Below are 13,378 nucleotides of genomic sequence, written 5' to 3' on the forward strand. Positions count from 1 at the left end.
TGAGCGGCTATTCAGAATGCAAGTAAGTTGTTTCTTTATGTTTTGAAGGAAAGGTCCTGTTGTTTGGAAGTTGACCAAGTATTAGGAGCGCTGGGCACGTGGTTAAAAGCAGGGGCGAGGAAAATCAGATCAGAAAACCACGGCGTAAAGATGTAAGGCAAAAAAAAGCCACCGCATAAGCAGTGGCTAAAGTAAGACGTTAGATCAGGAGCTATAAATCAACGTCAGTGAACTCAGGGATGACGAATTGAAACAAACTTTTCAATCGGTCTGAAATCTGACGATCATCAAGTGGCGTGGTCACACTTGAATATTTGCGCTTTCTGGTGATTTGCCGTGAAAGCCCAACAAGAATAGGTGTTTATTTCCCAAGGAAAAATAGCGATTTATGACATGCACTGTTGCATCCTGAGTAACAGTCGATCCCGTAGCAGCTGCCGAAGGCTGCGTCCGAGTGCGGAGCACTCGAAAAACCAGTCACTGACGTTTTCAGGTTCACCAGGCAGTTATTATTGACGACAGCTTCGCTGCCGAACGCAGCCTTCGGCAGCTGCTACGAAACCTATTTTGCCTCGCGCTATCCATCCCCCTGATAACCCTCCATCCAGCCCGTCGATGCATCGCGCAAAACCCCGCCCTGCACGGCCTGTAATCCTTTAGAGCTACACCGCGAATACCTCCTTGGTGCGCTTATCGCTGTTGGGTGCCGGCAGTAGGGTGAGGCCTTCTGTCACTCACCGGGGAAGACGCATGACAAAAACAACAATGCGCGCCATCTTCAAGCCGCAGGCGCTGGCCGCTGCGGTTGCCTTGGGTTGCTGTGCCCAAGCGCAGGCTGTTTCATTCAACATCGGGGAAATCGAGGGGCAGTTCGACTCTTCGCTGTCGGTGGGCGCGAGTTGGGGGCTGCGTGATGCCGACGAGGATCTGGTTGGCATTACCAATGGTGGCAAAGGCCAGTCATCGACCGGGGACGATGGGCGTTTGAATTTCAAGAAGGGCGAGACCTTCTCGAAAATCTTCAAGGGCCTGCACGACCTCGAACTCAAATATGGCGACACCGGTGTGTTTGTCCGCGGCAAGTATTGGTATGACTTCGAACTTCAGGATGAAGACCGCGAGTTCAAGCAAATCAGCAACCACAACCGCAAAGAGGGTGCCAAGTCTTCCGGGGCGCAGATTCTCGATGCCTTCGTTTATCACAACTATTCCATCGCCGATTTGCCCGGCACGGTGCGCGCCGGTAAACAGGTGGTCAGTTGGGGCGAAAGTACCTTCATCGGCAACTCGATCAACAGCATCAACCCGATCGACGTTTCCGCTTTCCGCCGCCCTGGCGCGGAAATCAAGGAAGGTCTGATTCCGGTCAATATGCTGTTCGCTTCTCAAGGCCTGACTGACCAGTTGACGATAGAAGGCTTCTACCAGCTTGAGTGGGACCAGACTGTCGTCGATAACTGCGGGACCTTCTTTGGTAACGATGTGGTTCAGGACGGTTGCGACAGCAATTACACCGTCGGCAGCCCGGCCATCGCGCCGTTGCAACCGGTGGCGGCGGCGTTCGGGCAGGGCTTCGATGTCACTTCCGAGGGCGTTGTCGTACCCCGGGGCGGCGACCGCGATGCCCGTGATTCCGGGCAATGGGGCACGGCGTTGCGCTGGCTGGGTGACGACACCGAGTACGGCTTGTACTTCATGAACTATCACAGCCGCACGCCAACGGTCGGTACCACAACCGCCGGACGCTCGACGCTGGCCGCCCTGCCGGGAATGATCAGTGTCGCCAACCGCCTGGCGCCGGGCAGCGGCTCGGGGCTGGCGCAAAGCGTGATGCTCGGGCGCGGTCAGTATTACCTCGAATACCCGGAAGACATTCGCCTGTATGGCGCCAGCTTCTCCACCACCTTGCCCACCGGTACTGCCTGGACCGGGGAAATCAGCTATCGCCCCAACGCTCCGGTACAGGTCAACACCAACGACCTGACCCTGGCCCTGCTCAACCCGATTGCCGGTGGTGCCGCATCGCCGATCCAGACTACACCGGGGGCCGACAACACCGGTTACCGACGCAAGGAAGTCACCCAGATCCAAAGCACCCTGACGCAGTTCTTCGATCAAGTGCTGGGTGCCGATCGCCTGACCCTGGTCGGCGAGGCGGCGGTGGTGCATGTCGGTGGTCTGGAGTCCAGGAATGAACTGCGTTATGGCCGCGACTCGGTCTATGGCCAGTACGGTTTTCGTGGCGATACAGAAGGTTTTGTCACTTCCACCTCCTGGGGTTACCGCGCCCGGGCGATCCTCGATTACAACAACGCGATTGCCGGGATCAACCTCAAGCCCAACCTCTCCTGGTCCCACGACGTCAATGGTTATGGGCCCAACGGACTGTTCAACGAAGGCGCCAAGGCAGTCAGCCTCGGGGTCGACGCCGACTATCGCAATACCTATACCGCCAACCTCAGTTACACCGATTTTTTCGGTGGCGACTACAACACCCTGACTGACCGTGACTTCGTCGCTTTGAGCTTCGGCGTGAACTTCTGATTTGGCTGAGAAGGACAACAACATGCGCAAAATGATTCTGCAATGCGGCGCCCTGGCTTTGAGCCTGTTGGCTGCCAACGTAATGGCCGCGGTCTCGCCCGAAGAGGCCGCGAAGCTGGGTACCACACTGACGCCAGTGGGGGCCGAGAAGGCCGGCAATGCCGACGGTTCGATTCCCGCGTGGACCGGCGGCATTCCGAAAAATGCCGGCGCGGTGGACAGCAAAGGTTTCCTGGCTGACCCGTTCGCCAATGAAAAACCGCTGTTCACCATCACCGCTACCACCGCCGACAAGTACAAGGACAAACTCTCGGACGGGCAAATGGCGATGTTCAAACGCTATCCGGAAACCTACAAGATCCCGGTTTATCCAAGCCACCGCACCGTGGCGTTACCGGCTGATGTCTACGACGCGGCCAAACGCAGCGCCCTGAATGTGACCTCGATCAACGACGGCAACGGTCTGGTCAACTTCACGGGCACCCGTTACTACGCCTTCCCGATTCCGAAGGCCGGCGTCGAAGTGCTGTGGAACCATGTCACCCGTTATCGCGGTGGCAACCTCAAGCGCATCATTACCCAGGCGACACCGCAGACCAACGGCAGCTATACCTCCATCCGTTTCGAAGAAGAAGTCGCGGTGCCCGGGCAAATTCCCGATATGGACGCGGATAAAGGCGCCAACGTACTGCTCTATTTCAAGCAGTCGGTGACTGCTCCGGCGCGCCTGGCAGGCAACGTGTTGCTGGTCCACGAGACCCTCGACCAGGTCAAGGAACCGCGTCTGGCCTGGATCTACAACGCCGGTCAGCGCCGGGTGCGGCGTGCGCCGCAAGTGGCCTACGACGGGCCGGGTACTGCCGCCGATGGCCTGCGCACCTCGGACAACTTCGACATGTTCTCTGGAGCGCCGGATCGTTATGACTGGAAGCTGATCGGCAAGAAGGAAATGTATATTCCGTACAACGCCTACAAACTCGATTCGCCGAGCCTCAAGTACGACGACGTGATCAAGGCCGGGCATATCAACCAGGACCTGACCCGTTACGAACTGCATCGGGTCTGGGAAGTGGTCGGTACCGTCAAGCCGGGCGAGCGGCACATCTACGCCAAGCGTCATATGTTCATCGACGAGGACAGCTGGCAGGTGGCGCTGGTGGACCATTACGACGGTCGTGGCCAACTCTGGCGAGTGGCCGAAGGGCACCAGCAGTTCTACTACGATCACCAGGTGCCGGCTTACACCCTTGAAGCGCTCTACGACATTATTGCCGGTCGTTACATTGCCCTCGGGATGAAGAACGAAGAGAAGCACAGCTTCGAATTCGGCTTCGCGGCCAAGTCGGCGGATTACACACCATCAGCCCTGCGCAGCGAGGGCGTGCGTTAGATCTTACACGCGCCATGTAGGCCCTGTTCATCTCGTACCCATTGGCACGAGCGAAGAACGGGGCCTTTTTTGTTTCTATATTTGAATGTTAAGTTCGAATAATAGATTCACTAGTGCTGAGTGAGTTGGTCGGAGGTTTATTAAGGTTTGTGAGTTGTTTTACGGTTGTCGCATAGGGCCGAAAATTCATCCGGGTTTTTTGCTGGGGGTGGTTGAAATATTATTTAAATTATTCACGCGAAATTGAACGGGTGGTATCGCCAAGGTTGAATTACTCTCTGAGCATGTAGTGGGTCTATCGTCTAATGTCGCGTTATCGCTGGAATAAGGCGCCGACAGGTTCGTAGGAGCAACAAAGCATGAGTGTTCAGAACCAAATGCAACATAAACGCCATCTGCGCGGAAGCTGGATCGCCACGGTTATTAATCTCGATTGGCCCTCTACTGCTTCCAGTACAATCGTTGACGAGACAGAACGGGTGAGGGTTCAGAAGAGTGAGTTGATCGCCATGCTGGACGAGGCAGTCAACCTGCGGATGAATGCGGTTTTTTTTCAGGTCAAACCCTGTTCGGATGCCTTCTATCGTTCCTCCATTGTGCCTTGGTCGTCGTACCTGACCGGAACGCTTGGCAAGGATCCAGGCTTCGATCCGCTGCAGTTCGTGATCGACGAAGCCCACCGGCGAAACCTCGAACTGCATGCCTGGTTCAACCCTTACCGGGTTTCGATGAACACCCGCCAAAGCACCATCGATCAATTGACCAGCGTCTTGCCGGGGGCGCCCGCCAGTGTCTACATCGCCCATCCGCAATGGATCGGTGTCGCCTCCGATCGCTTTGTGCTCGACCCGGGGATTCCCGAAGTGCGAGCCTGGATCATCGAAGGCGTAATGGAAGTGGCGCGCAATTACGATGTCGATGGTATCCAATTCGATGACTATTTCTACTATGAATCATCCAGCTCGAAACTTAACGATGACGCCACATTTGCCCTGCATGGGCAGGGTTTTTCCAATAAGGCGGATTGGCGTCGTAACAATACTTTGCAGTTGATTAATGAATTGTCTCAGTCGTTGCGACAGTTCGATTCCGCTATTAAATTTGGTATCAGTCCGGCGGGAGTCTGGCGTAATAAAAATGATGATCCGCAAGGTTCGGATACCTCTGCCGGTATTCCAAATTTTGATGCGGGATTTGCCGATACACGCCGCTGGGTCCATGAGGAGCTGATCGATTACATCGCCCCGCAAGTTTATTGGAGCTTTGCTTTGAAAGCGGCACAATTCGATATCGTGACCCGCTGGTGGGCCGATACCGTACAGGGGAAAAACGTGCATTTGTACATTGGTGAGGCACTTTACAAAGTGGCTGTGCCAAGTCAGACAGAGCCGGAATGGACGCAGGACAATGGCGTCTCGCAAATCAATAAACAACTGGCCTGGAATATCGATATCCCACAGATTCAGGGGAGCTTGCTGTTTCGTCACCTGTTCTTGCGTGAGCCAGCGGTTCTGCCTGCCATCGCCAGAATCCGTGAGGATGTATGGAGGTCGGTGGCATTGGTGCCGACCATGCCCTGGAAGGAAGGTAGCGCGCCAGCTTCACCTGCCTGTGTTCAGAAGGTCAGGACGTCGGCGGGCACACAAGTCAAATGGCATGAGAGTGCCGCCAATCCACCGGGCAAGACCTGGTATTACGCCCTCTACAAGTTCCCTGAAGGGGAGCCGGTGGATACCGGGCGAGCGGATCGATTGGTGGTAACAGTCAGGCGAGACGAATGCCTGCATGTCTGGACCGACCCGGTGCAGCGCAACGGTGAGGTGACCTATGCGGTCACGGCGCTGGACCGAGGACATTTCGAGAGCGCCGCTACAATTGCGTCCTGAGACGCTCTGGCAGTTAAAGGACTGAGTCCATGGCGACCCACGGGTCGCCTTTTATTATGGGGGCCAATCAACACACTGAATACTTGTTCAATCCGCTCGGGCAAGCGGGCTAGGGTGGCCGGATAAAATCAAGAAAAGGCATGCCGCAATGACCGCCATGACCGCACGTCTGGATCCTCCCGGGTTTCTGCCTCGCTTGCCCTCCGTGCACCTGTACCGTCCACGTTTGAGCAGCGCCTTGCTGGCTTCGACGGCAAGGGTCAAGTTGCTCTGCGCACCGCCCGGCAGCGGCAAAAGCGTATTGCTCGGCGAATGCCTGTTGCAGGCCCCGGCCCAGTGCAAAATCGGCTGGTTGCCGCTGGCAGGACAACGGCAAACGAGCGCGCAATTGTGTGAGCTCTTGGCTCAGGCGCTGGGATTGGTATCGGCCGATGAGGCCTCCTTGCTCAATTATCTGAGTCGCTTGCAGACCCCGACCTGGCTGTTTCTCGACGACTATTGCCGCGAGCCCGCAGCGGAACTGGACGTGCTGCTCGATCGACTGCTGGCTGTCAGCAGTCCGGCACTGACCTGGTGGCTGAGCAGCCGCAGGCGTGCGCAATGCAACTGGCCGCGCCTGCTGCTGGATGACGAATTGTACGAGTGCAGCCCTGTGGACCTGGCCTTCGATCAGGCTGAAATCGAGCAGCTGCAGCAGGCATCGCCGTCCAACCCTGGCGCGCAAACGGCTGCGCAGATTTTCCAGCTCAGCGGCGGCTGGTGTGTCGGGGTGCGGATTGCCCTGTTGGACACAACGGGCGGAAAATTCACCCGCTCCGGGACTCTGCTCGACTATCTGGAGCATGAACTGTTCAGCGGATTGTCGCCGGAGTTGGCCGAGGCCTGGCGCGTGCTGGCCCATCTGCCGCGTTTTAACGCGAGCCTGTGCGAGCATCTGTTTGGCGCAGGCGAGGGCGCTCAGTGGTTGCGCTCGTTGCAGGCCTCGGGGTGCTTCATTGAAGCCTGGGACGCTTCGGCGGACTGGCTACAAGTCTTTCCACCGTTGGCGCGGCGCATGCGTGACGAAGAGTGGCCAGGCGGGCGATCCTGGCACCGCCGTGCCTGCCAGTGGTTTGTCACTCAGGAAGACTGGCAAGCCGCCTTTGAGCAGGCCTTGCTGGCCCAGGAGTATGAAGTGGCGGTCAGCTTGCTGCAGCACTTCAGCTTCGAGCACCTGTTTCAACAGCAGAACGTGGTGCTGCTGTTGCGCCTGCATGAGCAGCAAGGTGACGAACTGATGCTCGGCACCCCGCAGCTGGTCGGGCTGATTACCGCGGCATTGCTCTTTGCCGGTCGCTTCGAACAGGCCGCCGCCTGCATCGACCAATTGGCGCGGTTCGCTCCACAGCCGTCGGCCACCTTGCAGCGGCACCTGGTAGCGCGTTGGCAGGCTCAGCAGGGCTGGTTGTTGCACCTGCTGGGTCGGCACGAGCCTGCGCGGGCGCACTTTCTCGATGCCCTGACCGAGCTTCCGGCGTCGGCCTGGGCTGCACGTTTGTTGTGTCTGTCCGGGTTGACCCAGCAGGCATTGCTCAACGGCGAGCTGGATGTGGCGCAGTCGATCAATCGTGAAGCACTGTGTCTGGCGCGCGCCCAAGGCTCGTTGTCATTCGAGGGTTTGCTGGAACTGGATCACGCGCAGCTGCTGGAGCAGCGCGGGGCTCCTCAGCGAGCGGAAAGTCTGCTGGACACTGTCTATGAGCTGCTTGACGAGCAAGTCAACCGCCCCACGCCATTGCTGGGGCGGATTGCCTTGCGTCGCGGGCGCCTGGCGTTGCGCCAGGGACAGGATGCGCAAGCCGCGCAGCACTTTCAGTCGGGGCTGCAAGAGTGTGTGCACAGCCAGGACAAGCTCGCCTTGTATGGCTTTCTCGGCCAGGCGCAGTTGGCGGCCAATCAGCGCGACTACGCTCAGGCCTTTGTGCGATTGCGCGATGCTGATCGGCTGATGCAACAGCGGCATATCCCCGAAACGGTTTATCGTGGGGTACTGCTGCAAGTCAGCAGTCACTTCTGGTTGCAGCAAGGGCGTCCGGAACTGGCCCATGAAGCCCTGAGCCGGGTGCTGCGTCATTACCGCGGGCCATTTGCGCGTCAGGCGCCTCCGGCGACCCTGGAGTTGATTCCGCGTGTTGAGTATTTGCTGGTGTTGGCTGAGGTGTATCTACAGCGAGCGCAAGACCCTGTTGCTCAGCTTGGTGTCTTGCTCGATGCCGCACAGCGCCGAGGCATGCTGGGCCTTGAGGCTGAGTTGCAGTTGGCGCTGGCGGAGGTCGCATGGCTTTGCGCGGATGCGGTCCTGGCCAGAAGGTCTCTGGAAGCCGGCCTGGCCTTGGTGAGCCGTTGCAATCTGCAGCAGGCGCTCCACGAACTGCGATTGCGCCAACCGAATTTGCTCGCTGACTTGAGTCATGGGGAAGGAACCCGGGAGCCTCAGCCGTGCTTGCCGCTCAGCGACAATCCCCTCAGTCAGCGTGAACTTGAAGTGCTCAAACTTATTGCCCTGGGTCACTCCAATCGGCAAATTGCCGAGCAACTCTTTATCTCATTGCATACGGTGAAAACCCATGCCCGACGTATACATGGAAAATTAGGTGTTGAACGCAGAACTCAAGCCGTTGCCAAGGCCAAGTTGCTAGGGTTGTGGGCCTGAAGCTTTTTGGCTGTTGATGAGGTTCGTAAAGTTTAAGTTTTACAGGGAGTTATCTGTACATATTCGGTATGGGTTCGAGGGTTTTGCTTTTGTATGTCCTGGATTAGGTTTGCGTCTTCAACGAAATGGCGCACGCCATCTATATTCAGCGACATAAGGACAGTGAAGTTGAACATCATCACGACTCAATACTCCGTGAGCATGGACGCTCGACCCGAATGGTTTGAACGCGCGAACTCTACCGATCGACAACATTATCTCGCGCTTGAGCGCGATCTGGAGTCCAGCGAGGCTGAACTTACCAGGCTACTAGGGCACTTTTCCTCTGTCAGGGTTTATGCACGATACGTTGCAAGCTACCTCCTGAATAGTGAGTTTGGCAGCGATCTGGATCCTGACCGAATCATGACCACCAATAGCCACGTGTTTGAAGTGGGCAGTAAAACAGTGGTTCAGCAAGATGAACGAACCCTCACCGAGTTATTCCTCTATGGTCTGCATGATCAGGGCCATCGCTACGAAATCACGTTCAAGGGCGATGACTTGCCGACTGGCCTGACCCGACAATGGGTCGAAGATCTGCTGGAGCGGGATGTCCGCGCGGTCTATGGCGCAAAAATCAGATCGCTTCACCTGCGCCCGGCGGTCATCCAGGCCATGGCTGAAGTGTTGAAACAGCGGCTGGTACTGACAGCGTTTGCGGCGAAGCTTCAGGGGCACCTTGGCGAGAACTTCGACCGGATCATGGGCGCCATTTCCGGTGATGCCGACCTGACGCTGGAGTGCCTGCAACTTCGCGAAAAGGACCGCCCGCTGAAGGACTTGATGGTTGTCCGTGATCGCAACGGTCAGGGCGACTGGCTTCTCTACGCGCCGGGTTCGCCGGGGGGCAGAGACTGGTATCAGTGCGTCAACTTGAACGGCGTAGGCGTTACGATAGGCGAGTGGACCGAGACGCAAAAAGGTCGTGACTATCTGACCTGGCAATCCCATGCCATGGATCGCGAGTCAATCACCGGTTACCTGAAACAGGTCGAAGCCAAGCCCACCCTTTGGATCGGCGTGATTCCAGCCCCCAATCCGTATACCGACAATGCAGTCCTGAATAGCAGTGTTTCCAATGTCCGTGCCTGGCTGGTTTCAAACGAAGAGTCCACGATTCCCTACGGATATCGCACTGCGACCGATGTTCAGCGACAGCACTTCGCCCGACTCAGCACCGAACTCAGGGCTCTGCATACTGTCGCCGTGCGCGAGGGGGGATTCATCTCCTATGAGAAATTCTGCTACAACCTGATCAAAGAACGCCTGGGACAATTATTGGCCGAACACGGCGAATACACGCCGTTGAATCCTGACCATATCGTCGTGGAGATGAGCCCGAATGAAAAGATGACGCTAACGCAGCTGATCATCAAGGAGTACAAATTCGAAGTCGTCGACAACCCTCGAAATCCCCTTTATCCACGGTTCATTTTGACCAATGACCACCCACCGCTAAATGTGCTGACTATTCAGGGAATAGCAAACTGGTCTCGTACGCTACGGCCGGGAGAGAAGTACATCGATATGCTTCGCTCGGTTTATCTGGATATGAATAATTCCGAGACGGCGTTCAAGCGAAGTATTCATTTCGATATCCAGCAGCGACAGATGCAAGTGGCAATAATGTCGGAGTTGTTTCAAGGCCGGCTGCTCAAGGAGAAGTATGAGCTGTTACGAGAGCTCGTCCATACGTTGAGTTCAATCGATACGATACCGATGAACCCTATGGGCGAGTACCCGCATCAAGTGCTGCACAATGCTCTGTTCAAATTCCATATCAAGGGTCGCTTGGTTGAGGGCGTATTCGTCTTCAGACTGGTCAAGGACAAGCTGGTCGAGGAATTCCTGTATACCCCCGATGCTCCCGACGGTCGTTGCTTGCGACCGATGGCGGAGTTCGTCCTGGCAGTCAAGGAGCGCGGTCTCGGGGATTATTTCTACCGACGGGTCAGGTACACAGATCAACGGGTGGTGGGCTCATACATCACGGAGCTGGAATTAAACAGCAATTTTACAGAGGCACCGGTTCTGGAGCGCAACAGCCGCGTGAGGAACCTTGCGGCTACTTATGAAAGTTTGATTTATCGAATCATTGCTGATGTCGATGCCAAGACTGAGAGCCTCGCCGAAATCATTTCGGGCCTGGTCTTCAAGGCAGTCACTGCTGCGGCGACCGCTATCAGTGTGGTATATCCACCAATAGGACTGGCACTCAGTGCGGTGTTGGTTACCAAGAGTCTGCTGGAGGGCGCCGAGGCGTATAACGATGGTGACCGGGCCAAAGCCTTGAGCCATTTCATCGACGCATTGATTGACCTGGCATTACTGGGCCATGCCGGGATCAAGGGTAAGCCAATCAGCGGGGTTCAAAAAACCTTGATTCAACTGCTTGGGGATCTGAATACGGCGGAAAAATTCATCGCCCAGGCTTCCGGGCAACAACGCTTGCATCAGCGAGTGCTGGAGGTCATCCAGGAAGTTCTCGATGACTCCAACTCGGCCAAAAGTAAAACCTTGATCCGGTAATTCGCGCATAACGTGCTGCCATTTGCGTCAAATAGTCGGCTCATACCCCATCCGCCAACTCACTGCTCGGGTCGCTGCCAACAAGCGTTGCGCGGCCGGGCCATGTTCATCGGCATGAAACAACGAAGTCGGGCCTACCACCGTGAGCACCGCCGCCACGTTCCCGACCGCGTTGAATACCGGTGCCGACAAGGCGTCCACACCTGGCATCAGCAAGCCATGGACATGATGCAGACCGCGCGCACGAATCTGTTCGCAGAGCGCCGCGTAAGCCTGGTCATCGGCCAGCAGATGGTTGTCGCTTGCCTTCAACTCCTGTTCTCGCAACTCGACTGTTTCGCGGTCAGGCAGGAACGCGCTGAACACCAATCCGGTCGATGAACTGAGCAATGGCAATACCGATCCCAATTGAGTGACCACCGTCACCGCCCGCACGGCCGGCTCGATGTGCACCACGGTCGCGCCCTGGTTACCCCATACCGCAAGGAAGCAGGTTTCGTTCAGCTCGTCGCGCAACTCGGCTAGTGGCAGGGCGGCGACTTTCAGCACGTCCATACTGGCTAGAGCGGCCAGACCCACACGCAAGGCTTCCCGGCCCAGCCCGTAATGGTTGGTGGCGCTGTTCTGTTCGGCAAAGCCGCTGGCAATCAGTGCCTGCAAATAGCGATGAACCTTGCTCGCCGGCATCTGCACGTGTTCGGCCAGGCGTGACAAGGAAGTCGAGGGTGACAGTTGCGCCAGGGCCTTGAGGATATCGGTGCCGACCTCGGCCGAGCGGACTTTCTGTTTCCCGTTGCTGTCGCTGGTGCTGCGCGGCTTTTCCATAGAGGCGGTGTGATCCCGAGACGAATGGGCGTCTTTATAGCTTGACGGTCAATCTCAATCAAATTACGTTATGCGTAATTGGATTACGATAAAAATAATGCAGCGTGCCGAGGCATCTTGTTGGAGATGCGGCCCACTGCCTACTCCATTTTCAGGAGGCTCCATGACCCTCGATTCCTCGACGCCCGCGCTGGCCTATCAGTCAGGCTTCGGCAATGAATTCAGCAGTGAAGCGCTACCCGGTGCATTGCCCGTCGGCCAGAACTCCCCGCAAAAAGCGCCCTACGGCCTTTATACCGAGCTGTTCTCCGGCACCGCCTTTACCATGGTCCGCAGCGAAGCGCGTCGCACCTGGATGTATCGCATACAACCATCGGCCAATCATCCGGCTTTTGTGAAGCTCGATCGGCAGCTGGCCGGTGGCTCGCTGGGTGAGGTGACGCCCAATCGCCTGCGCTGGAATCCACTGGATATTCCTTGCGAGCCGACCGATTTCATTGACGGTCTGGTGAACATGGCCGCCAACTCGACGGCGCAAAAACCGGCCGGGATCAGCATCTATAACTACCGCGCCAACCGTTCCATGGAGCGGGTGTTCTTCAATGCCGACGGCGAATTGCTACTGGTGCCGGAACAGGGCCGTCTGCGCATCGTCACTGAACTGGGCGTACTGGAACTGGAACCGCTGGAAATCGCCGTACTGCCTCGCGGTCTGAAGTTTCGCGTCGAGTTGCTCGATGCCCAGGCTCGCGGTTACATCGCCGAGAACCATGGTGCGCCGCTGCGCCTGCCGGACCTGGGGCCGATCGGCAGCAACGGCTTGGCCAACGCTCGGGATTTCCTGACCCCGGTCGCCCATTACGAAGACCTCAAGCAGCCGACCACCCTGGTGCAGAAATTTCTCGGCGAACTCTGGGGCTGCGAACTCGATCATTCGCCGCTGAATGTGGTCGCCTGGCACGGCAACAACGTGCCATACAAGTATGACCTGCGGCGTTTCAACACCATCGGCACGGTCAGCTTTGACCATCCCGATCCGTCGATTTTCACCGTCCTTACGTCGCCTACCAGCGTCCATGGTCTGGCCAACCTCGACTTCGTGATCTTCCCGCCACGCTGGATGGTGGCCGAAAACACCTTCCGTCCACCCTGGTTCCATCGCAATTTGATGAACGAATTCATGGGCCTGATCCAAGGCACCTACGACGCCAAGGCCGAGGGTTTCCTGCCGGGCGGCGCGTCCTTGCACAGCTGCATGAGCGCCCACGGACCGGATGGCGAAACCTGCACCAAGGCAATTGCCGCCGAGCTTTCACCGAGCAAGATCGACAACACTATGGCCTTCATGTTCGAGACCAGCCAGGTGCTGCGCCCGAGCCGTTTCGCTCTCGACTGCCCGCAGTTGCAGAACAACTATGATGCTTGCTGGGCCTCGTTGCCCGCTACTTTCAATCCGAACCGGAGATAACC

The 13,378-nt window shown here is 57.1% G+C and carries 7 protein-coding genes; 6 read left to right on the plus strand and 1 reads right to left on the minus strand.

The features are described from left to right. Nucleotides 1-750: 750 nt before the first annotated feature. The 5 genes from ACA064_RS05100 (at nt 751) to ACA064_RS05120 (ending at nt 11,083) form a co-directional block, all read left to right on the plus strand. A complete protein-coding gene (locus ACA064_RS05100; protein WP_497672400.1) occupies nt 751-2,544 on the plus strand; it encodes a DUF1302 domain-containing protein in 1,794 nt (597 codons plus the stop codon). A gap of 22 nt (nt 2,545-2,566) precedes the next feature. Continuing rightward, nucleotides 2,567-3,934 (plus strand): DUF1329 domain-containing protein, encoded by a 1,368-nt coding sequence (locus ACA064_RS05105; protein ID WP_497672401.1) that lies wholly within the window; start codon nt 2,567-2,569, stop codon nt 3,932-3,934. Nucleotides 3,935-4,293: 359 nt separating this feature from the next. Then, nucleotides 4,294-5,820 (plus strand): glycoside hydrolase family 10-like protein, encoded by a 1,527-nt coding sequence (locus ACA064_RS05110; protein ID WP_497672402.1) that lies wholly within the window; start codon nt 4,294-4,296, stop codon nt 5,818-5,820. A gap of 148 nt (nt 5,821-5,968) precedes the next feature. Beyond that, nucleotides 5,969-8,512, plus strand: coding sequence for a LuxR C-terminal-related transcriptional regulator (locus ACA064_RS05115; RefSeq protein WP_497672403.1), 2,544 nt, complete (start codon nt 5,969-5,971; stop codon nt 8,510-8,512). A gap of 162 nt (nt 8,513-8,674) precedes the next feature. After that, on the plus strand, nt 8,675-11,083 hold the full coding sequence (locus tag ACA064_RS05120) for a dermonecrotic toxin domain-containing protein (RefSeq protein WP_497672404.1): 2,409 nt from the start codon (nt 8,675-8,677) through the stop codon (nt 11,081-11,083). Nucleotides 11,084-11,110: 27 nt separating this feature from the next. Here ACA064_RS05120 and ACA064_RS05125 read toward each other — a convergent pair whose 3' ends face one another. Further along, nucleotides 11,111-11,908, minus strand: a complete 798-nt coding sequence (locus ACA064_RS05125; protein WP_497672405.1) for an IclR family transcriptional regulator — start codon at nt 11,906-11,908, stop codon at nt 11,111-11,113. Between the two features lie 163 nt (nt 11,909-12,071). On the opposite strand from ACA064_RS05125, the gene hmgA reads away from it, so the two are divergent. Beyond that, nucleotides 12,072-13,376: a homogentisate 1,2-dioxygenase gene (gene hmgA / locus ACA064_RS05130; RefSeq protein ID WP_497672406.1), complete on the plus strand. Its 1,305-nt coding sequence runs from the start codon at nt 12,072-12,074 to the stop codon at nt 13,374-13,376. The last annotated feature ends 2 nt before the right edge of the window (nt 13,377-13,378 follow it).

The organism is Pseudomonas sp. LBUM1658 (genome assembly GCF_059716055.1).